Source organism: Streptomyces sp. SP17BM10 (genome assembly GCF_036322405.1).
Taxonomy (GTDB): domain Bacteria; phylum Actinomycetota; class Actinomycetes; order Streptomycetales; family Streptomycetaceae; genus Kitasatospora.
Genome location: NZ_JAQYXB010000449.1, coordinates 1 through 26,122 on the forward strand (window position 1 = coordinate 1; position 26,122 = coordinate 26,122).

General features: G+C 74.8%; 27 protein-coding genes. 12 read left to right on the plus strand and 15 right to left on the minus strand.

What is annotated here, in order from left to right; translation table 11 throughout:
* Together PUR71_RS05245 and PUR71_RS05250 are read left to right on the plus strand one after the other, a co-directional pair.
* The coding region (locus PUR71_RS05245; protein ID WP_329925138.1) for a methionine adenosyltransferase domain-containing protein at nt 1–309 on the plus strand (309 nt) is incomplete at its 5' end.
* 86 nt (nt 310–395) lie between these two features.
* On the plus strand, nt 396–2,483 hold the full coding sequence (locus tag PUR71_RS05250; protein ID WP_329925139.1) for a primosomal protein N': 2,088 nt from the start codon (nt 396–398) through the stop codon (nt 2,481–2,483).
* 155 nt (nt 2,484–2,638) lie between these two features.
* On the opposite strand, the gene PUR71_RS05255 is transcribed toward PUR71_RS05250, so the two are convergent.
* Nucleotides 2,639–3,283: a hypothetical protein gene (locus PUR71_RS05255; protein ID WP_329925140.1), complete on the minus strand. Its 645-nt coding sequence runs from the start codon at nt 3,281–3,283 to the stop codon at nt 2,639–2,641.
* Nucleotides 3,284–3,558: 275 nt separating this feature from the next.
* Between PUR71_RS05255 and def the strand changes: the two genes are divergently transcribed.
* From def to PUR71_RS05270, 3 genes are all read left to right on the plus strand, one after another.
* The gene (gene def / locus PUR71_RS05260) at nt 3,559–4,104 is read left to right on the plus strand and encodes a peptide deformylase (protein ID WP_329925141.1); all 546 of its coding nucleotides are present in this window, start codon (nt 3,559–3,561) and stop codon (nt 4,102–4,104) included.
* A 99-nt stretch (nt 4,105–4,203) separates the two neighbouring features.
* Nucleotides 4,204–5,142: a methionyl-tRNA formyltransferase gene (gene fmt, locus PUR71_RS05265; protein WP_329925142.1), complete on the plus strand. Its 939-nt coding sequence runs from the start codon at nt 4,204–4,206 to the stop codon at nt 5,140–5,142.
* A gap of 122 nt (nt 5,143–5,264) precedes the next feature.
* The gene (locus tag PUR71_RS05270; RefSeq protein WP_329925143.1) at nt 5,265–6,698 is read left to right on the plus strand and encodes an RsmB/NOP family class I SAM-dependent RNA methyltransferase; all 1,434 of its coding nucleotides are present in this window, start codon (nt 5,265–5,267) and stop codon (nt 6,696–6,698) included.
* 84 nt (nt 6,699–6,782) lie between these two features.
* On the opposite strand, the gene PUR71_RS05275 is transcribed toward PUR71_RS05270, so the two are convergent.
* The 8 genes from PUR71_RS05275 to PUR71_RS05310 all read right to left on the minus strand — a co-directional run bounded on the left by PUR71_RS05275 (nt 6,783) and on the right by PUR71_RS05310 (nt 13,499).
* Nucleotides 6,783–7,268, minus strand: coding sequence for a hypothetical protein (locus PUR71_RS05275; RefSeq protein WP_329925144.1), 486 nt, complete (start codon nt 7,266–7,268; stop codon nt 6,783–6,785).
* Nucleotides 7,269–7,366: 98 nt separating this feature from the next.
* Complete coding sequence (locus PUR71_RS05280; protein WP_329925145.1) at nt 7,367–7,687, minus strand: sulfurtransferase TusA family protein; 321 nt, start codon at nt 7,685–7,687, stop codon at nt 7,367–7,369.
* Nucleotides 7,688–8,121: 434 nt separating this feature from the next.
* On the minus strand, nt 8,122–10,401 hold the full coding sequence (locus tag PUR71_RS05285; protein ID WP_329925146.1) for a hypothetical protein: 2,280 nt from the start codon (nt 10,399–10,401) through the stop codon (nt 8,122–8,124).
* A 98-nt stretch (nt 10,402–10,499) separates the two neighbouring features.
* On the minus strand, nt 10,500–11,030 hold the full coding sequence (locus PUR71_RS05290; RefSeq protein ID WP_329925147.1) for a MarR family winged helix-turn-helix transcriptional regulator: 531 nt from the start codon (nt 11,028–11,030) through the stop codon (nt 10,500–10,502).
* A 77-nt stretch (nt 11,031–11,107) separates the two neighbouring features.
* Nucleotides 11,108–11,461 (minus strand): DUF6204 family protein, encoded by a 354-nt coding sequence (locus PUR71_RS05295; protein ID WP_329925148.1) that lies wholly within the window; start codon nt 11,459–11,461, stop codon nt 11,108–11,110.
* 112 nt (nt 11,462–11,573) lie between these two features.
* A complete protein-coding gene (locus PUR71_RS05300; protein ID WP_329925149.1) occupies nt 11,574–12,218 on the minus strand; it encodes a hypothetical protein in 645 nt (214 codons plus the stop codon).
* A gap of 172 nt (nt 12,219–12,390) precedes the next feature.
* Nucleotides 12,391–13,020, minus strand: a complete 630-nt coding sequence (locus tag PUR71_RS05305) for an alpha/beta hydrolase (protein WP_329925150.1) — start codon at nt 13,018–13,020, stop codon at nt 12,391–12,393.
* A 152-nt stretch (nt 13,021–13,172) separates the two neighbouring features.
* A complete protein-coding gene (locus PUR71_RS05310; RefSeq protein ID WP_329925151.1) occupies nt 13,173–13,499 on the minus strand; it encodes a hypothetical protein in 327 nt (108 codons plus the stop codon).
* A 406-nt stretch (nt 13,500–13,905) separates the two neighbouring features.
* On the opposite strand from PUR71_RS05310, the gene PUR71_RS05315 reads away from it, so the two are divergent.
* On the plus strand, nt 13,906–14,562 hold the full coding sequence (locus tag PUR71_RS05315; protein WP_329925152.1) for a DUF6215 domain-containing protein: 657 nt from the start codon (nt 13,906–13,908) through the stop codon (nt 14,560–14,562).
* Between the two features lie 9 nt (nt 14,563–14,571).
* On the opposite strand, the gene PUR71_RS05320 is transcribed toward PUR71_RS05315, so the two are convergent.
* On the minus strand, nt 14,572–15,129 hold the full coding sequence (locus PUR71_RS05320; protein WP_329925153.1) for a TetR/AcrR family transcriptional regulator: 558 nt from the start codon (nt 15,127–15,129) through the stop codon (nt 14,572–14,574).
* 158 nt (nt 15,130–15,287) lie between these two features.
* On the opposite strand from PUR71_RS05320, the gene PUR71_RS05325 reads away from it, so the two are divergent.
* The gene (locus PUR71_RS05325; RefSeq protein WP_329925154.1) at nt 15,288–15,884 is read left to right on the plus strand and encodes a DUF2867 domain-containing protein; all 597 of its coding nucleotides are present in this window, start codon (nt 15,288–15,290) and stop codon (nt 15,882–15,884) included.
* Between the two features lie 60 nt (nt 15,885–15,944).
* Here PUR71_RS05325 and PUR71_RS05330 read toward each other — a convergent pair whose 3' ends face one another.
* Nucleotides 15,945–16,730, minus strand: coding sequence for a hypothetical protein (locus PUR71_RS05330; RefSeq protein WP_329925155.1), 786 nt, complete (start codon nt 16,728–16,730; stop codon nt 15,945–15,947).
* Nucleotides 16,731–16,994: 264 nt separating this feature from the next.
* Here PUR71_RS05330 and PUR71_RS05335 point away from each other — a divergent pair, with 264 nt between their 5' ends.
* Nucleotides 16,995–17,804, plus strand: coding sequence for an alpha/beta fold hydrolase (locus tag PUR71_RS05335; RefSeq protein ID WP_329925156.1), 810 nt, complete (start codon nt 16,995–16,997; stop codon nt 17,802–17,804).
* A 23-nt stretch (nt 17,805–17,827) separates the two neighbouring features.
* Here the strand turns inward: PUR71_RS05335 and PUR71_RS05340 are convergent, their stop codons facing one another.
* Nucleotides 17,828–18,820 carry an ArsR/SmtB family transcription factor gene (locus tag PUR71_RS05340; RefSeq protein ID WP_329925157.1) on the minus strand — a complete coding sequence of 331 codons (993 nt, stop codon included), beginning with the start codon at nt 18,818–18,820 and terminating at the stop codon, nt 17,828–17,830.
* Between the two features lie 194 nt (nt 18,821–19,014).
* Here PUR71_RS05340 and PUR71_RS05345 point away from each other — a divergent pair, with 194 nt between their 5' ends.
* Complete coding sequence (locus tag PUR71_RS05345; protein WP_329925158.1) at nt 19,015–20,397, plus strand: alpha/beta fold hydrolase; 1,383 nt, start codon at nt 19,015–19,017, stop codon at nt 20,395–20,397.
* A 69-nt stretch (nt 20,398–20,466) separates the two neighbouring features.
* On the opposite strand, the gene PUR71_RS05350 is transcribed toward PUR71_RS05345, so the two are convergent.
* The 3 genes from PUR71_RS05350 to PUR71_RS05360 form a co-directional block, all read right to left on the minus strand.
* The gene (locus tag PUR71_RS05350) at nt 20,467–21,015 is read right to left on the minus strand and encodes a hypothetical protein (RefSeq protein WP_329925159.1); all 549 of its coding nucleotides are present in this window, start codon (nt 21,013–21,015) and stop codon (nt 20,467–20,469) included.
* The gene (locus PUR71_RS05355; RefSeq protein WP_329925160.1) at nt 21,012–22,157 is read right to left on the minus strand and encodes a serine hydrolase domain-containing protein; all 1,146 of its coding nucleotides are present in this window, start codon (nt 22,155–22,157) and stop codon (nt 21,012–21,014) included. Before PUR71_RS05355 ends, PUR71_RS05350 begins: the two co-directional genes overlap by 4 nt.
* A gap of 150 nt (nt 22,158–22,307) precedes the next feature.
* Nucleotides 22,308–23,108: a TetR/AcrR family transcriptional regulator gene (locus tag PUR71_RS05360; RefSeq protein WP_443077366.1), complete on the minus strand. Its 801-nt coding sequence runs from the start codon at nt 23,106–23,108 to the stop codon at nt 22,308–22,310.
* A gap of 107 nt (nt 23,109–23,215) precedes the next feature.
* On the opposite strand from PUR71_RS05360, the gene PUR71_RS05365 reads away from it, so the two are divergent.
* From PUR71_RS05365 to PUR71_RS05375, 3 genes are all read left to right on the plus strand, one after another.
* On the plus strand, nt 23,216–24,196 hold the full coding sequence (locus tag PUR71_RS05365) for an ATP-binding cassette domain-containing protein (RefSeq protein ID WP_329925161.1): 981 nt from the start codon (nt 23,216–23,218) through the stop codon (nt 24,194–24,196).
* The gene (locus PUR71_RS05370; protein WP_329925162.1) at nt 24,196–25,014 is read left to right on the plus strand and encodes an ABC transporter permease; all 819 of its coding nucleotides are present in this window, start codon (nt 24,196–24,198) and stop codon (nt 25,012–25,014) included. The genes PUR71_RS05365 and PUR71_RS05370 overlap by 1 nt, the downstream gene beginning before the upstream one ends.
* 83 nt (nt 25,015–25,097) lie before the next feature.
* A complete protein-coding gene (locus PUR71_RS05375; RefSeq protein ID WP_329925163.1) occupies nt 25,098–26,084 on the plus strand; it encodes an aldo/keto reductase in 987 nt (328 codons plus the stop codon).
* Nucleotides 26,085–26,122: the final 38 nt, after the last annotated feature.

A 26,122-nucleotide genomic window follows, 5' to 3' on the forward strand; every position in this document is an offset into this window, starting at 1 on the left:
AAGAACATCGTCGCCGCCGGCCTGGCCCGCCGCGCCGAGGTCCAGGTCGCCTACGCCATCGGCAAGGCCGAGCCCGTCGGCCTGTTCGTCGAGACCTTCGGCACCGAGTCCGTCCCGGTCCTCGACATCCAGAAGGCCGTCAGCGAGGTCTTCGACCTGCGTCCCGCCGCGATCATCCGCGACCTCGACCTGCTGCGGCCCATCTACTCCCAGACCGCCGCCTACGGCCACTTCGGCCGCGAGCTGCCGGACTTCACCTGGGAGCGCACCGACCGCGTGGAGCAGCTGAAGGCCGCCATCGCCGGCTGAGCCGCCCGACAGCCGAGAGCGGCGTCCACCCCCTTCCGGGGGCGGGCGCCGCTTTTGTCGGTGTGACCTGGTAGTACTTGGGAGCGATGAGCAGCACACCAGGGGAGAACGGGGGCGCCGAGCCGGAGCAGCTGGCGTTCATCCGGGAGACGGTCCGGCGGGCCAAGCCGCGGACGTGGCGCGGCGCGAAGCGGGCCGAGCACCTGCCGGTGGCCCGGGTCGTGGTCGACAAGGGCGTGCTGACCATCGACAAGTTCTTCGACTACGAGGTCCCGGCCGCGATGGCCGAGGACGCCCGGCCCGGCGTCCGGGTGCGGGTCCGATTCGGCGCCCGCGTCGTCAAGGGGCAGCGCGAGGGCGGGGAGCTGCACGACGGGTTCATCGTGGCCCGGCTGGAGAAGAGCGACTTCCCCGGCCCGCTCGCGCCGCTCGCCCAGGTGCTCTCGTCCGAGCCCGTCCTCACCCCGCAGCTCCTGCGCCTGTGCCGGACCGTCGCCGACCGGTACGCGGGCACCCTGGCGGACGTCCTCCAACTGGCGATCCCGCCCCGGCACGCCAAGGCCGAGGCGGAGCCCTCCCCGCCGCCGCGCCCGCGCCCGGCGCCGCCCGCCCCCGGTGGCTGGCAGCGCTACCCGGCCGGGCCCGACTTCCTCGCCGCGCTGGCCGGCGGTGGCGCGCCGCGGGCCGTCTGGTCGGCGCTGCCCGGGCCGGGCTGGCCCTACGAGATCGCCCGGGCCGTCGCGGCGACGCTGGCCGGCGGGCGCGGCGCGCTGGTCGTCCTGCCGGACGGCCGCTCGGTGGCGCGGGTGGACCGGGCGCTCACCGAGGTGCTCGGCGAGGGCATGCACGTCGCCCTGGAGGCGGAGGCCGGCCCGCGCGAGCGCTACCGGCGCTGGCTCGCGGTGAGCCGCGGCTCGGTGCACGCCGTCATCGGCACCCGCGCCACGATGTTCGCGCCGGTGCGCGACCTCGGGCTGGTCGTGGTCTGGTCGGACGGCGACGGCAGCCACAGCGATCCGCGCGCCCCGCACCCGCACGTCCGCGAGGTGGCGCTGCTGCGCGCCGCCGAGGAGGGCGCTGCCGCGCTGCTCGGCGGGCACGCCGTGACCGTCGAGGGGGCGCAGTTGGTCAGCACCGGCTGGGCGCGGCCGCTCGTCGCCGACCGGGAGACCGTCCGGCAGGTCGCGCCGCGCGTGCGGACCGTCACCGACCAGGACCAGCACCGGGACGCCGCCGCGCAGGCCGCCCGGCTGCCGTCGGTGGCCTGGGAGGCCGCGCGCGAGGCGCTCGCGGCCGGGCACCCGGTGCTCATCCAGGTGCCCCGGCGCGGCTACGTGCCCCGGCTCGCCTGCGGGCGCTGCCAGACGCCCGCGCGCTGCCGGCGGTGCGAAGGGCCGCTGGAGGCGCCGTCGGCGGACGCCGTGCTGCGCTGCGCGTGGTGCGGCGAGCCGGAGAACGACTGGCACTGCACCGAGTGCGGCTCCTTCCGGCTGCGGGCCCAGGTGGTCGGTGCGCGGCGGACGGCCGAGGAGCTCGGGAAGGCGTTCCCGCGCATCCCGGTGCGGACCTCCGGGCGGGACGCGGTGCTCGCCACCGTGCCCGATGAGCCCTCGCTGGTGATCTCCACGCCCGGCGCCGAACCGGTGGTCGAGGGCGGCAGCGGCTACGGCGCCGCCCTGCTGCTGGACGGCTGGGCGCTGCTGGGCCGCCCCGACCTGCGGGCCGGCGAGGAGGCGCTGCGGCTGTGGCTGGCCGCCGCCGCGCTCGTCCGGCCGTCGACGGAGGGCGGCACGGTCGTCATCGTCGCCGAGCCGTCCGCGCGGCCGGTGCAGGCCCTCGTGCGGTGGGACCCGCTCGGGCACGCCGGACTGGAGCGGGACGAGCGGGCCCAACTGCACTTCCCGCCGGTCTCCCGGATGGCCTCCGTCGAGGGGAGCCCGTCGGCCGTCGCCGACCTGCTCGGGCTGATCCGGCTGCCGGAGGGCGCCGACGTCCTCGGGCCGGTGCCCGTGCCGGCGCTGCGCGGAGAGGAGCAGGAACGCGCGCTGCTGCGCGTGCCGCCCGGGCAGGGGGCGGCGTTGGCGGCGGCGCTCAAGGCGGCGCAGATCGCGCGGATCGCGCTGCGGACGCCGGAGGCGGTGCGGGTGCGGGTGGACCCGACGGACATCGGGTGACGGGAGGGTTGCGGGGGTCCTCCGCTCGAGCGCGGGCGGCGGCTCGGGGCAGGGGTGGCCCGGGGGCGGTTCGGTGTGGGTGGTTCGGCGGGGGTGGTTCGGCGGGGGCGGGGTGAGTGGGCCACCCCGCCCCGGGGGCCCTCGGGAGGGAGGGGTCAGCCGCGCAGGGGGATGCCGGTGCGGTCGATGGGGGAGCGCTCGGCGGGGGTGCGGTCGTGCGTGCCGCGGTCGATGGGCGTGCGGTCCACGGTGGGGCGGTCCATGCCGGGACGCTCCAGTGCGTTGCGGTCCAGTGCGTTGCGGTCGAGTGCGCTGCGGTCCAGGCCGCCCTGGCGGGCCGCCGGGACGGTCGCGGCCAGGCCGCCGCGCTCGACGGGGGCGGGCAGCTCCTCGGAGCGGTCCGGGCGGCTCGGGCCCGGGACCGCGCCGCTCGCGGCCAGCAGTTCGCTGGTGGGCCGGCGCATCCCGTACCGCCGGTGCACCGCCTGCTTGGTGACGCCGAGGGCCGAACCGACCGAGTCCCAGGAGAAGCCCAGGGCCCGGTCGAACTCGACCGCCGCCGCCACCAGCGTCTCCACGCTCTCCCGCAGCTCCTGCGCCAGGCGGACGGTCGGCGCGGGCGCCCGGCCGTACACCACGAACCCGGCCGAGGTGCTGGGGCGGCGCGGACGGTAGACGTTGCCCAGCTGGGCGGTGAGGGTCCGCAGCGCGTCGACCTGGCGCCTCACCCGCTCGATGTCCCGCACCAGCAGGTGCAGGCTCGCCCGCGCCCGGGCGTCGTGGTTGATCTGCTCGGCCATGGCCTACGTGCCACCTTCCGTACGGTCAGCTCGGCCGGAGCGCCGTGTCCCGTGCGCCCCGGCCCCGGTCAATCTCACTTGACCAACGCCGAAGCGGGGGCCGGGGTAACGCCGCCGAGCGGACTCGGGATATGCCAGTCACGGGTGTGGGCGGCACGGGACGGGCGGCAGAGGGGCGGGAGAGGGGCGGGAGACGGGTCGGCGGGGTTGCATAGACTTGCTGCGGACAACCGTTGCCCGCAGCCCGCGCCTTCACGGACAGGAGCCCGTACCCCGTGGCGATCCAGCCGATCCGTCTCTTCGGAGACCCCGTCCTGCGCGCCACCGCCCAGCCGGTGACCACCTTCGACAAGGAGCTGCGCAAGCTCGTCGCGGACCTCACCGACACCATGCTCGACGCCCCCGGCGCCGGCCTCGCCGCGCCCCAACTCGGCGTCTCCCTAAGGGTGTTCACCTATCACGTGGACGGCGTCACCGGGCACCTGATCAACCCGGACCTCTCGCTGAGCGAGGACGAGCAGGACGGCCCCGAGGGCTGCCTCTCCCTGCCCGGCCTGCGCTACGACACCAAGCGCGCGTACGGCGTCGTCGCCAAGGGCTTCAACATGTACGGCGACCCGGTCACCCTGGAGGGCACCCAGTTGCTCGCCCGCTGCATCCAGCACGAGACCGACCACCTCGACGGGATCATCTTCATCGACCGGCTCGACGCCGAGCAGCGCAAGGCCGCGCTCAAGGCGATCCGGGAGGCGGACTGGGGCACCGGGCCGGCGCCGGTCGTCAAGGTCTCCCCGCACAGCACCTTCGGCGCGGCGCGCTGAGCGCCCGGCGCCCAGGCCTCGGCGCTGAGTCCTCGATGTTGAGTCCTCGATGTTGAGCTCCTTTACCGGCCCGAATTCCCTTTTTCAGAAAGGCCCTTGATGCGTCTCGTCTTCGCCGGCACCCCCGAGGTCGCCGTTCCCGCCCTGGACGCCCTGCTCGCCTCCGACCGGCACGAGGTCGTCGCGGTGGTCACCCGCCCCGACGCCCCCGCCGGGCGCGGACGCAAGCTGGTCGCCAGCCCCGTCGCCCAGCGCGCGGAGGAGGCCGGGATCGAGGTCCTCAAGCCGGCGAAGCCCAGCGACCCGGACTTCGTCGCCCGGCTCACCGAACTCGCCCCCGACTGCTGCCCGGTGGTCGCCTACGGCGCCCTGCTGCGCCCCGGCACCCTGGAGATCCCCAAGCACGGGTGGGTCAACCTGCACTTCTCGCTTCTGCCCGCGTGGCGCGGCGCCGCCCCGGTCCAGCACGCGGTGCTCGCCGGCGACGAGGTCACCGGCGCGTCCACCTTCCTGATCGAGCAGGGACTCGACTCCGGCCCGGTCTTCGGCGTGATCACCGAGGAGATCCGCCCGACCGACACCAGCGGCGAGCTCCTGACCCGGCTCTCGTCGTCCGGCGCGCGCCTGCTCGCCGCCACAATGGACGGCATCGCGGACGGCTCCCTGCACGCCGTGCCACAGCCGGCCGAGGGCGTCACGCTCGCCCCGAAGATCTCCGTCGAGGACGCCCGCATCGACTGGACCCACCCCGCCCTGCGCATCGACCGCGTCGTGCGCGGCTGCGCCCCCGCGCCCGGCGCGTGGACGGAGTTCCGCGGCGAGCGGCTCAAGGTCACCGGGCCGGTCAAGCTCCTGCCCGGGGAGACCGCGCTCGCGCCGGGTGAGGTCGCGATGGCGGGCAAGAACAGTGTCCGGGTCGGCACCGGCAGCCACGACATCGAGCTCGGCGAGGTCCGTCCGCAGGGCAAGAAGGAGATGCGGGCCGCGGACTGGGCGCGCGGGGCGCGACTGGAGGCCGGGGAGCGCTTCGGTGGCTGAGAGGCCGGTGCCCCTGGATTCGCGTTACTGTTCGACTGTTCGTCCCATGACCGTCGCCGCTGATGAGCAGCGCAGCTGTTGATCACCGCACCGGATAACCACCGCAGCACTTTGAGGCACCCTTGAGCACTCCCAGCGCCCAGCGCGCCCCCCGTCCGCACCGCCGGCCCAAGAAGGACCCGGCCCGGATCGTCGCCTTCCGCGCCCTGCGCGCCGTCGACGAGCGCGACGCCTACGCCAACCTGATCCTGCCGTCGCTGCTCCGCGAGGCCGAGCAGAAGGGCATGGAACGGCGCGACGCCGCCCTCGCCACCGAGCTCGTCTACGGCACCCTGCGCCTCCAGGGCACCTACGACGCGATCATCGCCGCCTGCATCGACCGCCCGCTGAGCAAGGTCGACCCGCCGGTGCTCGACGTGCTCTCGCTCGGCGCCCACCAGCTGCTCGCCACCCGCATCCCGAGCCACGCGGCCGTCTCGGCCACCGTCGAGCTCGCGCGCGTCGTGCTCGGCGACGGCAAGGCGAAGTTCGTCAACGCCGTCCTGCGCCGGATCAGCGCCCACGACCTCGACGCGTGGATCGAGAAGGTCGCGCCGCCGTACGACCAGGACGCCGAGGACCACCTCGCCGTCGTCCACTCGCACCCGCGCTGGGTCGTCTCCGCGCTCTGGGACTCCCTCGGCCGCTGGCAGCCGGACGCCTCCGGGCGCACCGCGCTGGAGGACCTGCTGCGCGCCGACAACGAGCGGCCCGAGGTCACGCTCGTCGCCCGGCCCGGCCGGGTCACCGTCGGCGAACTCGCCGACGCCCTGCCGGAGGCCGAGCCCGGCCGCTGGTCCCCGTTCGCGCTGCGGCTCGCCGAGGGCGGGGACCCGGGCTCGCTGGACGCCGTCCGGGAGAACCGGGCCGGCGTGCAGGACGAGGGCAGCCAGCTGGTCGCCCTCGCCCTCGCCGCCGCGCCGCTGGACGGCCCCGACCGGCTCTGGCTCGACGGCTGCGCCGGCCCCGGCGGCAAGGCCGCGCTGCTCGGCGCCCTCGCCGCCGAGCGCGGGGCGGCGCTCGTCGCCAGCGAGAAGCAGCCGCACCGGGCCCGGCTGGTGGCGCGGGCGCTGGAGGGCAACCCCGGCCCGTACACCGTGATCGCCGCGGACGGGACGCGGCCGGCCTGGCGCTCCGGCGGCTTCGACCGCGTCCTCGTGGACGTGCCGTGCTCCGGGCTCGGCGCGCTGCGCCGCCGGCCGGAGGCACGCTGGCGGCGGCGCCCCGCGGACGTCGCCGCGTTCGGGCCGCTCCAGCGCGACCTGCTGCGCTCCGCCATCGAGGCCACCCGGGTGGGCGGCGTCGTCGGGTACGCGACGTGCTCCCCGCACCTGGCCGAGACCCGGGCCGTCGTCGACGACGTGCTGCGCGCGGAGGGCGGGCGCGTCGACTGGATCGACGCCCGGCCGCTGCTGCCCGGCGTGCCCGCGCTCGGGGACGGGCCGGACGTCCAGCTCTGGCCGCACCTGCACGGGACGGACGCGATGTACCTGGCGCTGCTGCGGCGGACGGCCTGAGTCCGTCCCCTCGGCAGGGTTTTCGTGCGCCGCACGCCCGCTTCGGCGGGCGTGCGGCGCACGCGTTTCGCCCGGCCGGCGGGATCAGGGTGTCCGTCGGGTGTGGTGCGGCGGGAGCGGCCGGGGCTGCGGGAGGCTCGTGAGGAGGGCGTGTGCCTGGGCCTGGAGGCGGTCGATCGGCGGGTCCTCGCAGATCACCTCCAGTCCGAGGGCGGTCGAGTGGCCCCGGTGGTAGTACGACTGGTAGGCGAGGTACGGGCGGTGGTCGTCCGCCGGGTCGAGTCCGACCGTGAAGGTCGCGAACATCGTGGGTCCGTCCCCGGGGCGGGCGTCCTCGCCGCGCGCGAGGTGCCACTCGAACTCGTACGGTTCGGGCTCGGCGGGGAGGTCCAGCAGTGCCTGGGCGAGGCGGCGGACGTCGTCGGGGCCGTCGAAGGGGATCGTCTCCGAGTGGACGGGCGCGGCCGCGCGAAGCTCCCAGGCCGACCCGTTGCGGATGACGCTCAGGTGCCAGTCGCCCTGAGGATCGTGCCACTGGCAGTCGAGGATCAGGTCCTGATTCGCATCCAAGGTGGTCAACCTCCTTATGGCGCTTGGCCGTTCGATTTGCCCATGGTGGCACACCGGCGGGCCGGGAGGTATGGCGGGCGCCTCGCGACCGTCGCTCGTCAGCCAGTTGTCGTGCCGTCGGCGGGGGCGGGGTGCCAGGGGCGGTCGGGGCGCGTGGGGAGGGCGGCGGCGGTGAGGCGGATCGCGTACACCTCGCGGTCGGTGGCCGGGTGGGGGACCGGGCCGAGGTACTCGTGGCCGGTCAGGTGGCACCAGGCCGGGAGGTCGAGCGGCGCGGCCGGGTCCGTGGTGTGGATGTGGATCACCGCACCGGCCGGCCGGCCCGCGATCCGGCCGCGCAGGCGCAGCAGCAGTTGTACGCAGAGCAGGCCGGTGCCGTCGATGCTCAGGTCGGGGGCGGGGTGCTGGGCGGTGGTCATCGTCGGGTCTCCGGAGGGCCGGGGCGGTTGCCGGGGCGGGGTGGTCAGGCGGGGGTGCTCTCGGTGAGGCGGGGGTGTGCCGGGTGGACGGCGGTGGTGACGGGTCGGCGAGCTCCGGGGCGGCGGCCGTGGCCCGCAGCCGTTTCAGGCCGGATCGGGCTGACGTCGGGTGTCGAGCGCCTCGCCGTCGTCGCTGCCGTGCGTCATGGGCGCCCCTCGCGCTGGTCCGGGTCGGTGGTGCGTGTCCAGCCTAGGTCGTCGCGTCGGGACGGCGTGGGGGCGGGGTGGCGAGGGTGGCGGGGAACGCCGATGCCGGGGTGCTGTGGTGGGCACCCCGGCATCGGTGACGTCGGGGGCGAGGAAAGCGAACGGACTAGGGTCAGGGAAGTGAGAAGGAAGCCCGTTCATGGCCTCGCCCGGGCTCACCGTAGCAGTCAGGCGGGGATCAGGTCGCGCAGGTTTTCCGGGGTGATGACGACCGAGTCCGGGTGCAGGCCCTCGGGGCGTTCCAGGCCGATGTAGGTGACCGGGCCGGGCGGGGGCGCGGCGCCGGTGGTGTCCCACAGGGTCGTGGTGGGGGCGCCCATGAGGTCGCAGAGGTAGCGGACGGTGAGGTACTCGCGCTCGACGATGCCGCGCAGCAGGGTGGCGACGGAGACCTGGTTGCCCTCGACCCGGTTGGCGTCCGGATCGCCCTGGAGGTACAGGTGCAGCCACGTGGCGTGCCAGCGGCCGTCCGGGGTGCGGACGAAGGCGAGCGGAAGGGCCACCTTGCCGGGGCCGCGCAGGTCGGACTTCATGCGGACGGTGCGCGGTTCGAAGGGGAGGCCCTGCTGCTCGGCCTCGCGCAGCATGTAGCCGAAGAAGGACTCCTCGACCTGCTCGAAGCCCTCGCCGGAGTAGATGTTGACCTGTGGCACGACGTAGCTGCCGCGGGCCGCGCCCAGGCGCAGGTTGATGAACTCCGAGGCACCGTCCGGGGCGTCCGTGATGTCGCCGGAGTGCTCGCCCTCGACCTCCTTGAGCTGGGTGTAGGAGAGCCAGGTGACCGTTTCGTAGGCGTCGTCCAGGAGCAGCGCGGAGAGGTCGAAGTCGGTGGTGCGGCTGGTCTGCTTCCAGTGGACGAAGAAGCGCAGCAACTCGCCGTCGACGGGGGAGCGGGAGCCGCGCGGGAGCACGCCGAGGCCGGCGGCGGACGCCTTGCCGCTGAGGGGGAGGGCGACGTCGAGGACGGCCGGGTCGATCAGCAGGTGCCCGGGGGCGGGCAGGCGGCGGCGCAGCTCGGCGTCGAGGACGTCGATCAGGTGCTTGCGCTCGGCGGCGGGCAGGGGTGGGCGGGTGTCGCCGGTGACCCACGCGCGGCCGAGGCGGGTGGCGAAGACGCGGCGGGTGGACACCTGGGTGCCGGCGGTGTGGCTGCGGTTGTCGCTGTGGGTGCGGTCGTCGTCGGTGCGGTTGCCGCTGTGGGTCCGGCCGTCGTCGGCGCGGCTGCTGTCGTCGGCGCGGTTCTGGAGGTGCTCGCGGACGGAGAGCAGGACGCGGCCGGCGGTGTTCGGGGCGGCCCGTTCGGCGGCGGACACGACGGTGTCGCGCTCGGCCTGGGTGCGGCACGCGCAGAGGAGACGGTCCAGGGCGCGGAACAGCTTGCCGGGGGCGGACGCGAGCAACCGTACGGCCCCGGTCACGTCGTCCGCGCGGAGGAGTTCCTCGACGCGGCTCTCGAAGGAGCGGGCCGCCTGCTCGCCGCGGGCGACGGCGAACGCGTCGGCGGCGTGCGGGAGTCGCGGGTACTCGTGGGGGTGCAGGCGCTCGCCGAGGCGCTTGAACTGCTCGCGGTGGGCGGTGACGTCGGCGAGCTTGGCCGGGCTCCCCGCGATGACCGTGTCGAGGCCGGTGAGCAGCGTGCGGCGCACGCGCCGGGAGAACGAGCGGAAGCGGGTGGGCTCGGCGAGCGTCACGTCGCCGTCGGAGAGCGCGCAGGCGAGGCGCAGCACGTCGGTGGCCGTGTCGAGGAGGAGGTCCGCACCGGCGTCGAGCCGGGCGAGGTTGACGACGGCGCGGTTCTCGCGGACCGGGATCGCCTCGGGCTGCGGGCCGTTGACGCAGTGCGCGGCGAGCGTGCGCAGGTCGGCCAGGGCCTCTTCGCCGAGCGGGGTGGTGCTGCCGGCGAGGGCCAGGTAGAGCGCGGTGACCTCGGCGTCGAGGGGGCCGCCCAGGTGCAGGACGGTCAGGCGGTCGCCCGCGGCCGCGATCAGCTCGTCGTGGGCGGCGAGCAACTCGGCGTACGTGTGGCGGTAGTTGCCGTAGGTGGGGAGGGTCAGGAGGTCGACCACGCCGGTCCGCAGCTGGGCGATCGTGTTCTCGCGCGTGGCGTCGTCGGCGAGCGCCTCGGCTATGCACCGCGTCCAGAAGTCGACGGTGTCCGGGACGTTGGCGGGGAAGTCGATGAAGTAGGCGTTGTGCGCGACGTGGGCGCCGACCATCGCGCGGAGGGTGTCCAGCGTGCGGGCGGCCGTCTCGACGACGGCGGCCGCGGGCAGCTCGGAGAGGTGCTCCAGCAGGCCCGCCGACAGCTTGAAGCCCGCGGACATCAGCGCGGCGTCGAACTGCCGCGCCGCATCGGCCCCTTGGCCCCCGGCGGGGACGGGGGTGCCGGCGGGGGCGGGGATCCGGTGCGTGTGCCGGACCACGAGGGGTTCGAGGTGCTGCGCCATTCGGGCATGATCCCAGAGCCGTGTCGGGCGGCGCATGCGGGTTTCCGCGGGGCTTCCTCGGAGGACTCCTCGGGGGTGCGCGGGGGTGCGCGGGCGCCTCAGCGGAGGGAGCCCGTGAGGGGGCCGAGGAGGGCGGCGAGGGTGGTGAGGTCGCCGGCGGGCCACTGGGCGAAGACGTCCGCGGCGACCTGGCGGGCGGTGGTCCGCATCTCGGCGAGGCGTTCGCGGCCGGTCGGGGTGAGGGCGGCGTAGGCGACGCGGGCGTCGCGCGGGGCGGGTTCGCGGCTGACCAGGCCGATGCGTTCGAGCGGGGCGAGCCCGCGGGTGACGCCGGAGGCGGTCAGGCCGAGGGCCTCGGCGAGGTCGACGCGCCGCATTCGGCCGCCAGGGGCCTCGCCTAGGCGCAGCAGCATCGTGAAGTCGGAGAGGCTGACACCGTGCAGGCCACTGAGGCTCGCGTCGAAGCGCTTGACCAGCGTGGCCTGCGCACGGACCAGGCGCAGGGCGGTGTCCAGGGGGTCGGGCGTCGGTGAGTCGGACTGCTGGGCATCGGATTGCGGCGCGTCGGGCCGTAGGACACCGGACTGCGGGACATCGGGCGTCGGGACATCGGGCTGCGGGGCTGTCATTGCCACCTCCTTGAGCGCTCAAGTATATACCGGTGCTGAGCGGCCAAGGAGGCGGCGGGCGGGGGGAGGGGGTAGGGCTAGCCGGTGGCTGCGGCGCGGCGCCGGCGCTTGCCGAGCGGGGCCTGGGAGAGGTCCTCTGCCTGGGTGCGGAGGTTCCTGAAGCCGTAGCCACGCTCGGTGAGCCAGGCCTCGGCGGCCCGTTGGGCGCGCTCGCTCGCGGCGAGGATGTCCTGTTCTTCCTCGCCGGAGTCCACGAAGCGGAAGGTGAACGCCGCCCGTGCGGTGAGGTCGTAGGCGAGGTGGCCCTCGGGAGTGAAGGCCGCGTGCAGGATGTCGTGCTCGGCGGCGTCGGCGAGGAGCTCGGCGCGCTGTTCGGGGCTCAGGCCGTCGAAGACGCCGCGCACCATGATGCGGAAGGTTCGAGTGGTCATCCTCCGACGATAGGCAGGACGGGCGGCCGGGGGCCACAGGATTCCGGGGGCCCCGGACCGGGGTGTGCCGGGCTGGTCGCGGGGCTGGTCGCGGGGCTGGTCGTGGGGACGGTCACGAGGTCGGCAGCTCGGTGTGGTGGACGTGGTACCCGCCCTCGACGACCGGGTTGAACGGGGCCGGGGCCATGCAGGTGCCGGTGATGCCGGGCCGGGGGCGGCCCTCGGTGTCCAGATCCAGGTTGACCACGCCCCACGAGAAGCCGAGGCGGTCCGTGCCCTTGCCGTGGCTGTCGTAGACGCTCAGGCCGATGCGCTCGCCGACCGGCAGGACGTCGGACTCGGTGACGACGGCCGTCAGCGCGGCGACCGGGCCGCCGGTGGCCAGGCAGTCCACCGCGGCCTCGGCGTGGCCGACCTGGCCGGTGGCGGCGACCCGGTGGGAGATCGTGACCGTGCCCCGGGCGTCGGTGGGCAGCCCGTGCGCCAGCGCCGGGATGTCGGGGAACGGGCGGCTGAACGGGACGGCCCTGGCGTCGACGGTGAAGCGGATCTCGTCGGCCGGTGCGTAGTCGTACACGATGCGGCCGGAGCCGCTGACGCTCGCCGGACGGGCGTGCGGGGCCGCGTCGGCGCCCTGGGCGGGGACGGCGGCGGTCACGGAAGTGACCGCGAGCGCTGCGGCCGCTGCGGCGATCGCGGCGCGGAGGCGGGTGCGGACGCGGATGTGGGTGCCGGGGCGGAGGCGGGTGGGGGACACGGTCGGCTCCTCTTCTGCGGTGGCCCCTGCGGCCGCCGCTTCGATGTCCCAAGCCTGGCCGCCGCACCCCCTCCGATACATGTGCCGATCGGCATAACCTACGCCGGAAGATGCGTCACCGACCCTGCCGTTCAGCAGGGTTGGAGCCCATCGGGAACCCCTCGGGTGCCCCTCAGGCCCGGGAGGGCAGTGGGGTGCAGACCCTCCCCTCGGCGAGCGCGGCCGGCTCGGCGCCGAGCGCCGCCAACGTGAAGTCCGTGGTCAGCGCGCCGACGTCGGCGGCCTGCCGGACGAGGTAGTGGCTGCCGCCCGGGGCCTCGTAGCGGGCGAGGTCCGGCACCACCTCGCGGGCCCGCAGGGCGTACTCCAGCGACCCGGTCGCACTCGCCTCACTGCGGTCGTGGGTGCCGTGGACGATCAGCACGCGCCGCCCGGCGAGGTGGGAGACCCCGTCCCCACTGGGCAGCCAGGGTGCGATGCCGGCCACGCCGGTGACGTTCGGGTGCCCGGCGCACCAGAACGCGGCGCGCCCGCCGAGCGAGTTGCCGATCAGCACGACCGGGACCGGCCCGTAGCGGCGTTCGAGCTCGCCGAGCGCCCAGCGGGTGTCCACGGCGGTGTCGGCGTCCGCGCCGTTCCAGCCGCTGTGGCGGTAGCGCAGCAGGTGCACGGCGACGCCGTGGGCGCGTCCGCGCTCGGCGAGTCCGGCGGCCAGGTCGCGCAGGCCGAGCTCGGCGATCCGCAGCGGACCGCCGTGCCCGCGGACGAACCCGCCGGGCAGCAGCAGGGCGACACCGCGCACCGGACCCGCGTCCCCGGAGCCACCGGCGCAACCCGCGGAATCGTTCGCCGGGCCGCCGGAGCCCGCGCCCTGCCACGTCGTCAACCGTGCGGACCGGAGCCCCCGCCGCCTTCGGAACACGTGCATCCCCTCCTGGTGCCTGTCGGCGGATTCTACGGTTCCGCGACGGGGTCGTGGTGGCTCAGCAGCGACCACAGCACCCAGCCGGTGACCCTGGTGCGCACGACCATGACCTCGGCCCAGCGGGCCCCGAGCGGTGATGTCCAGGTGTCCACGACCTCGACGCGGTCGCCGTAGCGGGCGAGGCCCAGCACGGTGTCGCCGCCGGAGTGGTCGAGCCGGACGTTCGCGGCGTTCGCGGAGACCTCCCACCACCCGGTCCCGACCTCGGGCGGGCGCGGGCCGCCGGTGACGGCGGCGGGGACGAGCAGGATCGTCAGCGAGAGGGCGGCCGCCGTGGCCCGGCCGATCAGGGCCACCGGAGCCCCGGCGGAGCGTCGTGTACGGACAGAGGGGGACATGCGGAGGAGAAGGGGGGCATGCACAGCAGAACGAGCCGGCCCTTCGCATGCACACTGATCAGGCGCGACGCCCACCCGGTTGGCGCAACGGCCGGAGTGCGGCGTCGAAGCCGTGCGGTGACAAGGCGCCAGTGTCGTGGTGCAGTTGGGTGAGAGGCTCGGTCGGTCGCGAGGACGCGGCGGAGGGTGGCGCCCCGGCGGGGCCCCACGTCGGTGTGCCGCCGGGCGGGGGAGGCCCCCCTGGTCGGGCCTTGTCCGAATCGGTCGGGAACGTACGGAATTGACGGGTCGGCGAATCGGCGAAGATCCGTTTCCGGCCCGAAAACCCGTGCGTGGAGGTCGTTCGTCGGGATACGGTCCGTCGGTGAACGAAGGCAGAGGTGCGGCGGGTCAGGTGGGGGCGGCGCTCGTGTTGGCGCTGGCCGTCGTGGCGGTGGTGGTGGTCGTGCAGGGCCGGGAGGAGACGGCCGCGCCGGTGGCCAAGCCCGCCGTGTGCACTCCGCCGAAGGACACGGACGCGCCCGGCTACCCGGCGCTGTGCGCCGCCCTCAACCGCCCGGACCTGGCCTCGCTGGTCGGGGCGCCCGGCGAGCACGCCCTCGGCGCGCACTCGGCGGGCTTCGTGAGCGCCTCCGCCAAGGACGGGAAGGGCCACGACCCGGCGGCCGAGGTGCAGTTGGACACCTACTTCGTACGCGTCGCCGACAACGGCGACCTCTCGCTGCGCACCTTCACCGACCTCCTGGCCCCGACGGCGCTGCCCGGCTCGGTGCTCGGCCACCCGGCCGCGGCGTACGCGGACCACACGATGTCGCTCGCCTTCAACGGCAAGACCACCACCACCGGCACCGGCGGCATCGCGCGGCACCTCGTCGTCGCCAAGGGCCCGCGGGAGGACGCCGGTTCGTACGAGGTCGCGGTCTGGCGGAGCGGCGACGGGGCCGTGGACGACGCGGCGGTGCAGCGGGTGGCCGAGGCGGTGCTGCCGACGCTCCAGGGGTGGGTGCCGGGGCAGCCGTAGCGGCGTCGCTCAGCTCAGGAGCCACGCGCGGGTCAGGGCGACGACCTCCTCGCGGCTGCGCGGGCCGTCGTCGGCGGCGACGAAGTGGTTGCCGATGCGGGTGGAGAGGCTGATCAGGCAGCGCATCTCGACCTCGCCCTCGTCGGTGCAGAACTCCCGGTACAGCGTGCGCATGTAGGCCATGCGCCGGTTGTCGACGCGCCGGAGGCGCTCGGCGACGCTCGGCTCGCGGCGGGCCCAGTCGCGGACGGCGAGTTCGGTGGAGATGTCGGTCAGCGGGTCGCCGGGGGCGGAGGCCAGCGCGTGGAGGCGGGTGAGCTTCGCCCGCGCGTCGCCGCCGCCGCGCTCGATCTCCTCGATCACGTTCCCGGCGACGGCGTGCTCCCAGGTGTCGAGCATCTCGGCGAGGAGGGCGTCCCGGTTGCGGAAGTAGCCGTAGAAGCCGCCCTTGGTGACGCCCATCGACTGTGCGAGGACCTCGACGCGCACGGCGTCGGGCCCGCCGCCGGCGAGCGCCCGGAGGCCTTCGACGATCCACGCCTCGCGCGGGGTGCGGGAGTTGGCCACGGGTTTCTCCGATCGACGACTTGTAGGACTCACACGTCCTGCGCGACTCGCACGACGTGCACGACCGCGAGCCGCACTGCGGTGCCGGTCTATACGCTGCCGTATAAACGGGTCTAGCCTGCTTGTATACGGCATCGTATAGACAAAGGGGCCGACGCATGAGACTCCCCAGCACCGCGCACACCTCGCGCCCGTGGCGGATCCACGGGATCGCCCCGGACTTCCGGGTGGAGGACGTGTGGGCGCTGCCCACGCCGGGCGGGCCCGACGACCTCCCGCACCTGGTGGGCCAGTTCACCGAGGGCGAGGAGCCGGGGATGGCCGGCTCCTCGTTCGCCTACCGGACGCTCTTCGCGGTCCGCCGGCGGCTCGGGCGCCTGCTGCACCTGGACGACGCCGACGGCGGCGTGGGCGGCCGGGTGGCGTCGCTCCGCGACCGGCTGCCGGCGGACCTGCTGGCAGCGCCGCGGGGGCCGGATTCGGACGCGCTGCCGTTCCGCTCCGTCTACCTGCTGCACGACGAGTGGGCGGCCGAGCTGGCGAACCGGACGGTCCACGCGGTGCTGCACCTCGGCTGGGTCCCGGACGGCGCGGGCGGGTACCGCGGGCAGATGGCCGTGCTGGTGAAGCCCAACGGCCTGCTCGGCGCCGCGTACCTGCTGGGCATCAAGCCGTTCCGGTACGTCGTGGTGTACCCGGGGCTCCTGCGGTCGATCGGGCGCAGGTGGCAGGAGACGGCGGGGCGGCGGAAGTAGCGGGCGTGCCGCGAAGGAAGTCGGACCGGCCGACTTCCTTCGCGGCACGCGGCGCGGACGTCACTTGGCGGCGGCCTGCACCTTGTCGAGCTGCTTCTTGACCAGCGCCTGCTCCGGCAGGCCCGGGTCGGCGAGCGCGGAGTCCGAGACCTGGGTCAGTACGTCCCCGGTGTGCGTGATGACGTAGCCGCGCGCCTCGCAGAGCGCCGTGGCGCAGTCGTCGGCGGTGAACGTCGCGTTGAGGGCGAGCGTCGACTCGCCGACCGCCGCAGCGGTGGCCTTGGCGAAGGTGACCTTCACCGGGGCCCCGCCCGCGCCGGTGGCGGTGAACGACGCGCACCCGGCGAGCGCGGTGTCCGCGGCGGTCAGCGCCTTCGCGGCCTGGCCGGCGCCGAGCTGGGTGAGCTGGACGAAGGTGAACTCGCGACCGTTGGGCCCGTAGTACACGCCGGTGGCGGACGGCGCGGGGGTGGCCGCGCTGCCGTTGTCGACGAGGTCGAGCAGCGGCTGGCAGGCGGGCTTCCCGGCGGTGAGCCGGTGGTCGGGCCTGGTCGCGCCGAGGGACGAGCGCTGGGCGTCGGCCTTGAGGTCGGCGGTGGTGAGCAGGGCCTTGACGAGCTGGTCCTGCGTCAGGGCCTTGCCGGCGGCCGGGGCCTTGCTGCCGGTGGTGCCGGTGGCTCCGGTGGTGCCCGTGGCGGCGCCGGTCGCACCCCCGGTGGCGGCGGCCGTGGCCGCGGTGGTGGCGGTGGTGCCACCGGACTTGTCGTCGTTGGGCCCGCAGGCGGCGGTGAGCAGGGCGAGCGGGACGATGACGCCGGCGGCGACGGATATGCGCGGAGAACGCATGGCAGGTATTCCCCCGAATACGCGTGTGCAGGGAGTGGTCAGTCGGCCGACTGACAGTCGATCAAGCTAGCGCATGGCGCGGACGGTGACGACGGCGGCGCCGGACGTCCTCCGGGCCGCCGGTCGTCACGCAGTGCGACGGCCGTGATCGCGCCGCGCGCCGTCACGTTCGGTGACTGCGGCGGCCCCGGAACGCTGAGCTGACCCCGCAGGCCGGTTGTGTCAGGCTGGTGGGGGAGCACCGCCGAAACCGGGAGGCTCGTGATGGCCGGGATCAGGGTCAACGGGGTCTCGCTGCACTACGAGGCCAGCGGCGAGGGACCGGGCGTCGTCCTGGTGCACGGCTCCTGGAGCGACGGCGACACGTGGGCGCACGTCGTCCCCGGACTGGCCGGGTCGACCACCGTCGTCACCTACGACCGCCGGGGTCACAGCCGCAGCGAGGACCTGCTCACCCAGGGATCGGTGCACGAGGACGCCGCCGACCTGGCCGGCCTGGTGCAGGGCCTCGGACTCGCCCCGGCGTTCGTCGCCGGCGACTCCTACGGCGCGCTGGTCACCCTGCGGCTGGCCGCCGCCCGCCCCGACCTCCTGCGCGGCATCGCCGTCCACGAGCCGCCCGGCACCGGCATCCTGCTCGCCGACCCGGACCTGCGCCCGATCGGGACGGCCTTCGCGGACCGGATCGCCGCCGTCCGCGAACTGCTGGAGCAGGCCGAGTCGGCCGCGGCGGCCGAACTGTACGTCGACACCCTCGCCTTCGGCCCCGGCGCGTGGGCGCAGCTGCCGGCGCCCGTGCGGCACACGTACGTCCGCAACGCGCCCACCTATCTGGACGAGCTGCGCGACCCGGACGCCCTGGACCTCGACCTCACCGGCCTGGCCCGCTACGGAGACCCGGCCCTGCTCACGCAGAGCGACGACAGCGCGCCGATGTTCGGCGAGGTGCTGGACCTGATCGACCTCACCCTGGCGAAGGCGGAGCGCCACCTCTACAAGGGTGCCGGTCACGCTCCGCACCTGTCGCAGCCGGAGGAGTGGGTGCGGGTGGTGCTCCCGCGGGCGCTGATGTGACACACCTGTAGCCGAGACGGGCCCTACGGGCGCGCGCAGGCCAGTTCCTCGCCGCGCGGCGTCCGCCGGTACAGCACCTCCCGGCCGCTGCGCACCCGGCTCACCAGCCCCGACCGGTGCAGCACGCCCAGGTGGTAGGAGACCGTGCCCGCGCTCAGGAAGTGCCGGTCCGCCAGCGCCGCCGTCGTGGCCGGGCCGACCAGGGCGCTGAGCAGGTCCGCCCGGGTGGGGCCGAGCAGCTGGGCCAGCGCCGGGCTGGGCTCCAGGCGGGCCGCCCGGCGGTCCGCGACGGGGTACATCAGCGTCGGGGCCCGGTGGACTCCGTCGATCGGGTCCAGGATGACGTGGATCTCGCGGGTCACCAGCGTCGGCATCAGCAGCACCATCCGGGCCGGCAGCGCCACCGTGAACCGGCTCTCCAGCTCGATCCGGCCCTCCGCCCAGGAGAGCTGCGGGGCGAGGGAGTTGATCAGGGCCCCGGTGCCGTACCGGGCGAGGAAACGGCCCCGCCGGTCGATCTCGGCGTCGATGACGGCGCGGGCGTCCGGCCAGTACGGCGCGATCGCGAGCTCCCAGTAGCGGCCCAGCTCGTCCGCGACCCGGTGCGCGAAGTACCTGGCGCCGCGGTCGATCGCCCGCTCGACGGCCTCCGGCAGCGGACGGCCCGTCAGGCCGGCCTCCGGACGGCCGTACCGGACGGTCAGCAGCTCGCCGAGGACGCGTTCGGGCGGTGTGGCGCGGACGGCCGCCAACTGCTCCGCGACCTCGGGCGCCGGGCCGCTCGGATGCGGGGACAGGAAGTCGGGCAGGTAGCCGCCGTCCTTGTCCAGGGCCAGCCCGGTGAGCAGCTCCAGCCCCTCCCGGCGCAGCACCCGCCGGGTGCGGCTGACCCAGGCGTACGGGCCGGTGCGGGACGTCAGGCCGCAGGACATCAGGGTGTTGACGGCCTCGTGCAGCGGCGAGACGACGAAGCGCGAGCGGGCCAGGCCGGTCGAGTCGATGGTGAGCGTGATCATCGGTGTCCTTCCCCCCGTCGGACGGTTCGGCCGGTTCCGGGCCGCGCCGACCCTGATCGAATCGCCGTCGTCCGGGCCCTTTCCGGGCGCCGACGTTTCGAATCTGCTCGAATCCTCGCAGGAATCGTCGCGCCGCGGTGCCCCCGCGGCACAAGCTCTTCCAGGACATCCGGCACGGGGAAGGACGAACGAACATGACGAGAACGCGCGGCCGCGTCGCCGCCCTGCTGGGCGCCGTCGCGGTGGTCGCCGGGACGACGCTGGTCTCCCCGGCCGTCGCCGCGGCAGGCGGTGCGGGCGGCGGGCTCACCGGGCAGGCGCCCTGTGCGGGCAGCCCCGGCTTCACCTGCGGCACGCTCACCGTCCCGCTCGACCACGGCGGCGCCGCCCCGGGCACCCTCGACCTCCGGGTCGCCGTCGGCGGCAACACCGACGCGCCCAGGGGCGACCTGCTGTTCCTCACCGGCGGCCCCGGCCAGCCCGGCGTCCCGCTGGTGAACCGGATCGTGAGCCGGCTGTCGCCCGTCCTCAAGGACTACCGCCTGGTGATGTTCGACCAGCGCGGCACCGGTGGCAACGCCCTCCAGTGCCCGGAGCTCCAGGAGCAGATGGGCGCCTCCGACCTCGCCCCGCCCACACCGAAGGCCGTCACCGACTGCGCGGCCGCGCTCGGCCCGGACCGGCGGTTCTACAGCACCGCGGACACCGTCGCCGACATCGACCAGCTGCGCCGGGCCCTCGGCGACCAGCGCCTGACCCTGGACGGCGTCTCGTACGGCACGTTCACCGCCGAGCGGTACGCGATGGCGCACCCGGCGCACGTCGCCCGGCTGGTGCTGGACTCCGTGGTGCCGCAGCAGGGCTACGACCCGCTCGACCCCGTGCCGCTGAAGGCCACCGCCCGGGTGCTCACCGCCGCGTGCGCGGCCACCGGTTGCACCACCGACCCGGCGGCCGACCTCGCCGAGACGGTCCGCCGGTACCACGACGGGCCGGACGTGCTGGACGCGATCACCAGCTTCGAGTTCGTCGACCCGGACTACCGCGGGGTCCCGGAGGCGCTGCACGAGGCCGCGGCCGGGCAGCCCGCCATGCTCCAGCGCTACATCGACGGCGCGCACCAGGGCAACGCGGCGCCCGCCGAGTTCCTGAGCCAGGGCCTGCACGCCAGCACCCTGTGCGCCGACGGGCACTTCCCGTGGGGCACCTCGGACACCCCGGTCGAGGGGCGGGCGGCCGCGCTGGCCGAGGCGGGGGACGAGCTGAGCCCCGCGGAGACCTGGCCGTTCGACCCGGCCACCGCGACCGGGACGGGCACCCTGCTCACCTGCCTGGACTGGCCGCGGGAGGAGGTGCCGGCGACGCCGTCGGAGCACCACAAGCTGCCCAACGTGCCGGTGCTGCTGCTCGGCGGCGACCGCGACCTGTCCACGCCGCTGGCCTGGATGTTCCGGGAGGCGGCGATGGCGCACGCGCCGCGCGTCGTGGTCGTCCCCGGGGCGTCGCACTCGGTCCAGACCCGGGCGACCAACGAGATCGGGCGGCAGGCGGTGTACGACTTCCTGCTCGGCGGCTGAGGCCGCACGGCGGGGAACCCCGGACCGTTCCGCGCGGGGGGCGGAACGGTCCGGGTCGGTCGTCGGGCCCTATGCGCCCCAGCCGTCGTCGGGCGTGGCCCGGTCGGGCTCGGGGCAGTCGGGGTGGTCGTAGCCCCACAGGCCGACCTTGTTCAACAGCCAGCCGTCGGACGGGAGTTCGTCGTGGACGTCCTGGTCGGTGAGGACGAAGGCGACCCGGACGTCCTCGGCCGGCGCGACCTCCAGGGTGCGCTGGCCGGGGATGTTCTCGTACGTCACCGTCTCCCACGTGCAGCCGGCCCCGGTGAGCGCGGCGACCAGCGCGGATTGCGTGACGTGCGTGTCGACCGTGCGCAACCCGCCCTCGTGCAAGGGGAGTTCGAGCTCGCCGTGCCAGGCCGGTAGCGAGAGCGAGCGCAGCCGGCGGCAGCTGCAGAACACCGTCCACGCGTCTCCCCAGCCGAAGGCGTGCGGCCAGCGGGTGTCCTTGTGGATCCGCCCGCAGTCGTACGGATCGCCGTAGCGGGCGGCGAGTTCGGGCAGCGGGGCGTCGTAGCGCAGCGGGCCGAGGCCGCCGGTGGCGGCCAGCTCGGTGAGGCGGGCGAGGAACTCCGTCACCCCAGGCACCCGCGGACCGCCTGGATCAGCCGGGTGGCGCGGGCGTCGCCGTGGCCGATCATCCGGTTCGCCACGTAGCCGAAGCCGATGCCGAACTCGTCGTCCCCGAAGGCGAACTGGCCGCCGGCACCGTCGTTGCCGAAGCTCCGCGGGCCGTACAGCGGGCGGAACGCGGGGGAGTCCAGCAGGACGCCGGATCCCCAGCGGGCGCCCATGTCGAAGCCCAGGAAGCCCGCGCCGGAGGAGACTTCGCGCACCGCGTCGGTCACGGTGTCGTGCGACAGCAGGCGCTCGCCGCCGTCGAGGCCGGTGACGGCGGCCGCGTACAGGGCCGCGAGCCCGGTCGCGGAGGCGACGGCGCCCGCGCCCGGCAGCTCGATCGCGTGCAGGGCCGGGTCGTTCCAGCCGTGCGGCGCGTCGAGGCCGGGGAAGACGAGGGCGCCGTTCATCGTGACGATCCGGGTGAGCAGGTGCTCGGGGCCGGGCATCGGGCGGCGGCCGTCAGCCTCCACCAGCCGTGCCAGGTGCGGGAGTTGCTCCTCCGGGAGGCCGATCCAGACCGGCAGGCCGCCGAGCGGTCCGGCGATCTCCTCGCGCAGGAAGGCGCCCGGGGTGAGGCCGGTGATCCGGCGGATCACCTCGCCGACCGCGAAGCCGAGCACGTGGCCGTGGTACTCGTACGTGGTGCCCGGCTCCCACAGCGGCGGCTGCTCCTCGATCGCCCGCACGACCGGCTCCCACGCGGCGATCTCCTCGAACGGGAGCACCGCGTCGAGCGCGGGCAGGCCGGCCCGGTGGCCGAGGATCATGCGGGTGGTGACGTCCTGCTTGCCGTGCCGGGCGAACTCCGGCCAGTAGCGGGCGACCGGGGCGTCGAGGTCGAGCCGGCCGCGCTGCGCGAGGAGGTGTGCGGCGATGCTCACCGCGCCCTTGGCGACCGAGAAGACGGGGACGACCGTGTCCCGCGTCCACGCCCTGCCGGTGCGCTCGTCGGCGGTGCCGCCCCACAGCTCGACGACCTTGCGGCCGCCCGAGTAGACCGTGACGGCAGCGCCGAGCTCGGGGAACTCGGCGAAGTTGCGGGCGAACTCGTCCGCGACGGGCCCGAAGCGCTCGTCGGCCCAACCCTCGTACTGCTGCATGCTGCTGTCCGTCCTCCGCCTGTTCCCGCCCGGTGTCACGTCGACGATGCCACGTGACCGCGCCGCCGGGGTGGTGTCGCGCCAAGATCATCGACCGGCCCACCGTACGGGAGTCGTGCGCCGCGCACGAGCGTATTACGCGCGAGCGGGTCACGGGGGCGGCGCGAGGATGGCGGTGATCACCCGGTCCAGCGAGCGCTCGAAGGCGGTGGACGGGTCCGCGGGTGGGCCGGGAGCGGTGAACGCCTGCGCCAGGTGTGGGTACTCGCCGCTCATCGCCGCCCGGGCCAGGTAACCCGTCAGCTCCGCCTGCCACTTGGCCCCGGCCGCCGCCGTCCGCTCGTACTGGGCGAACTGGCAGACGAAGCCGTTGAACAGCGCCATCGCCTCCATCCGCGCGCCGCCGCCGAGGCCCGTCGGGGCGGTGACGGCGAGGAAGTGGTCGGTGTAGCGCAGCGCGTTGGGGCCGATGCCGGGGCGGGCCAGGACGAGGCCGGGCAGCCACGGGTGGCGGCGGAAGATTGAGAGCTGCTGCCGGGCGAGGGCGATCAGGTCCGTCCGGCAGTCGCCGCCGGGCGCGGGCGGGAGCTCGTACTCGCCGGCGGTGGCATCGAGCATCAGGTCGAGGAGGTGTTCCTTCTTCGGCACGTAGTTGTAGAGCGACATCGTGCCCGCGCCGAGGGCGGCGGCGACGCGGCGCATCGAGACGGCGTCCAGGCCCTCGGCGTCCGCGATGGCGATCGCGGCGGCGGCGATGGACGCCCGGCTGTGGGCCGGGCGGGGGCCGCGGCCGGTGCGCTCGGGGCGCAGCCAGATCAGCTCGGGCGCGTCGGGGGGCGTCGGCGTCGCGGGTCCGGTCCCGTGGTCAGCCGGGTTCCCGGCCGCGTTGTCGGCCGCGGTCGTCTGCTGCCCGGGTTCCTCCGGGCTGGTGGGGCGCTTGCTGGACGGCACTGGAAGATCACCTCGCTCACCCATCTTAGATACGTACGGCGTACGTAGTACGATGTGTCCGCACGCGCTTCTACGTACGCTGTACCTAGAGAAGGGTGGAGACCGCCATGCCCGACCGCTCCGACCACCGTGGGCCCGCCATCGAGATGACGGGCGTGACGAAACGCTTCGGCGCCACCGAGGCCCTGCGCGGCCTCGACCTCACCGTCCCCGCCGGCACCGTCTGCGGCCTCCTCGGCCCCAACGGCGCCGGCAAGACCACCGCCGTCCGCGTCCTCGCCACCCTCGTCGCCCCCGACCGCGGCACCGCCCGGGTCGCCGGTCACGACGTCGCCCGCGAGTGCGAGGCCGTGCGCCGCGCCATCGGCCTGGCCGGGCAGCACGCCGCCGTCGACGAGGGCATCACCGGGCGCGACAACCTGCGCCTGTTCGGCCGGCTGCACCACCTCGGCGGCCGCCGGGCGCGCGCCCGCGCCGACGAACTGCTCGAGCGCTTCGGCCTCGCCGACGCCGGCGACCGGCTCGTCCGCACGTACTCCGGTGGCATGCGCCGGCGACTCGACCTGATCGCCAGCCTCGTCACCAGCCCGCCGGTGCTCTTCCTCGACGAACCCACCACCGGGCTCGACCCGCGCAGCCGCCAGGAGATCTGGGACACCGTCAAGGAGTCGGCCGACGACGGCACCACCGTGCTGCTCACCACCCAGTACCTGGAGGAGGCCGACCGGCTCGCCGACGACATCGTCGTCGTCGACCACGGCGCCGCGATCGCCACCGGTCCGCCGGCCCGGCTCAAGGCGCAGATCGGCAGTCGGGTGTCCGTCACCCTCGCCGACGCGGCCCAACTGGGCCATGCCGCAGTCGTGTTGTCCCGCCTATCCGGCGGCGACGCGCAGGTGGACGTCGCCGAGCGCCTGGTCACGGTGGTGACACCGCCGGGCGCCGAGGTCCTGCTCCCGTCACTGGTGAGGGAGTTGGACGCCCAGGGCGTCGTCGCGCAGGACGTCGCGGTCCGGGCGCCCTCGCTGGACGACGTGTTCCTCGCGCTCACCGCCACCCGCACCGCCGACCTGAGGAGTGCCGCCTGATGGCCGCCACGTACGCGGCGCCGGTCGCCGCCGGACCGTCCCGCCTGGTCACCGACACCGGGACGTCGATGCTCCGCGTCCTGCTCAACTACCGCCACTCGCCGGGCCTGCTGGCCGCCTCACTGGGCGTGCCGGTGATCATGGTGGTGGTCTTCGGGTACGTCTTCGGCAGTGCCATGCGGGTGCCGGGCGGGGGCGACTACCGGGAGTTCCTGATGCCCGGTCTGTTCGCCATGGTCGCCACCAACGGCATCATGCCCACCATGGTCGGCGCCGCCCGCGACGTCGGGCGCGGGGTCACCGACCGGCTGCGCTCGATGCCCGTCTCGCGCACCGGGCTCCTGCTCGGCCAGACCCTCGCCGACCTGCTGGTCAGCATCGTCGTGCTCGCGCTGCTGGCGGCCGTCGGGCTGGCCGCGGGCTGGCGCGTCCGGCACGGGTTCGCGGACGCGGCGGGGGCGTTCGGGCTGCTGCTGCTCTTCCGCTTCGTCATGACGTGGGTGGGCACGTGCCTCGGCCTCGCCGTCGGCGAGGAGGAGGCCGCCGGTCAGCTCTCGGTCGCCGTCTTCCCGTTGGCGATGATCACCAACGCGTACGTGCCGACCGGCGGCATGCCGGGCTGGCTGCGGATCGTCGCGGACTGGAACCCGATCAGCGCGGTGGTCGAGGCGAGCCGGAGCCTGTTCGGCAACCCCTCCGCACCCGGCGGGGCCTGGCCCATGCAGCACGCGGTGCTCGCCGCGCTGCTGTGGAGCGCGGTGCTGCTCGTGCTCTGCATGCCGCTGGCCGTACGGAAGTTCGCCACCCACGGGCGGTGAGGGCGTGCAGGCGTACGGGAGCTGACCCGCCGGTCCGGTGAAGGTGCTGGACACCCGTGCCGGTGCGGTCGAAGGTGGAGGCCATGGAGTACACCCACCTCGGCCGCACCGGCCTGACCGTCTCCCGCCTCTGCCTGGGCACCATGAACTTCGGCCCGCACACCGAGGAGGCCGACGCCCACCGCATCATGGATGTCGCCCACGACCGGGGCATCAACTTCTTCGACACCGCCAACGCCTACGGCCGGGACGGCGAGGGCAACCTCAAGGGCCGTACCGAGGAGATCATCGGCCGCTGGTTCGCCCAGGGCGGCGGGCGCCGCGAGCGGACCGTCCTCGCGACCAAGGCCTACGCCGCGATGGGGGAGTGGCCCAACGAGGGCAAGCTCTCCGCGCTCGCCGTCCGGCGGGCCGTCGAGGCGAGCCTGCGGCGCCTGAACACCGACCACATCGACCTCTACCAGATGCACCACATCGACCGGGACACGCCCTGGGAGGAGATCTGGCAGGCGATGGAGGTCCTGGTCGCCCAGGGCAAGATCATCTACGTCGGCTCCAGCAACTTCGCCGGCTGGCACGTCGCCCAGGCCCAGGAGGCCGCCCGCAGCCGCCATTTCCTCGGCCTGGTCAGCGAGCAGTCCCTCTACAACCTGCTCGACCGCACCGTCGAACTGGAGGTCGTGCCGGCCCTCCAGCACTACGGCCTCGGCCTCCTGCCGTGGTCCCCGCTGCGCAGCGGGCTGCTCGGCGGCGCGCTGCGCAAGGAGCGCGAGGGCACCCGGGTGCGGGCCGCGCAGGCGCACGCCGACGAGCTCCTCACCACCCACCGCGACCGCATCCAGGCCTACGAGGACCTCGCCGACGAACTCGGCGTCGCCCCCGGGGAGCTCGCCCTCGCCTGGCTCCTTGGCCGCCCGGCCGTCACCGCCCCGATCATCGGCCCGCGGACGCAGGAGCACCTCGACTCGGCGGTCCGGGCCCTGGACGTCGAACTCGACCGCAAGACCCTCGACCGCCTCGACGACCTCTTCCCGGGCCACCGCCCGGCCCCGGAGGACTACGCCTGGTAGGGCACGGGCTGTGTGTGGCCGGCCGTGTGTGGCGGGTC

Bases quoted from the DNA above. Each gene is read 5' to 3' on its own strand.
- PUR71_RS05250 (WP_329925139.1), top strand. From the start codon at position 396: ATGAGCAGCACACCAGGGGAGAACGGGGGCGCCGAGCCGGAGCAGCTG.
- PUR71_RS05255 (WP_329925140.1), bottom strand. From the start codon at position 3,283: ATGGCCGAGCAGATCAACCACGACGCCCGGGCGCGGGCGAGCCTGCAC.
- fmt (WP_329925142.1), top strand. From the start codon at position 4,204: ATGCGTCTCGTCTTCGCCGGCACCCCCGAGGTCGCCGTTCCCGCCCTG.
- PUR71_RS05280 (WP_329925145.1), bottom strand. From the start codon at position 7,687: ATGACCACCGCCCAGCACCCCGCCCCCGACCTGAGCATCGACGGCACC.
- PUR71_RS05285 (WP_329925146.1), bottom strand. From the start codon at position 10,401: ATGGCGCAGCACCTCGAACCCCTCGTGGTCCGGCACACGCACCGGATC.
- PUR71_RS05290 (WP_329925147.1), bottom strand. From the start codon at position 11,030: ATGACAGCCCCGCAGCCCGATGTCCCGACGCCCGATGTCCCGCAGTCC.
- PUR71_RS05295 (WP_329925148.1), bottom strand. From the start codon at position 11,461: ATGACCACTCGAACCTTCCGCATCATGGTGCGCGGCGTCTTCGACGGC.
- PUR71_RS05325 (WP_329925154.1), top strand. From the start codon at position 15,288: ATGAGACTCCCCAGCACCGCGCACACCTCGCGCCCGTGGCGGATCCAC.
- PUR71_RS05330 (WP_329925155.1), bottom strand. From the start codon at position 16,730: ATGCGTTCTCCGCGCATATCCGTCGCCGCCGGCGTCATCGTCCCGCTC.
- PUR71_RS05335 (WP_329925156.1), top strand. From the start codon at position 16,995: ATGGCCGGGATCAGGGTCAACGGGGTCTCGCTGCACTACGAGGCCAGC.
- PUR71_RS05340 (WP_329925157.1), bottom strand. From the start codon at position 18,820: ATGATCACGCTCACCATCGACTCGACCGGCCTGGCCCGCTCGCGCTTC.
- PUR71_RS05345 (WP_329925158.1), top strand. From the start codon at position 19,015: ATGACGAGAACGCGCGGCCGCGTCGCCGCCCTGCTGGGCGCCGTCGCG.
- PUR71_RS05355 (WP_329925160.1), bottom strand. From the start codon at position 22,157: ATGCAGCAGTACGAGGGTTGGGCCGACGAGCGCTTCGGGCCCGTCGCG.
- PUR71_RS05365 (WP_329925161.1), top strand. From the start codon at position 23,216: ATGCCCGACCGCTCCGACCACCGTGGGCCCGCCATCGAGATGACGGGC.
- PUR71_RS05370 (WP_329925162.1), top strand. From the start codon at position 24,196: ATGGCCGCCACGTACGCGGCGCCGGTCGCCGCCGGACCGTCCCGCCTG.
- PUR71_RS05375 (WP_329925163.1), top strand. From the start codon at position 25,098: ATGGAGTACACCCACCTCGGCCGCACCGGCCTGACCGTCTCCCGCCTC.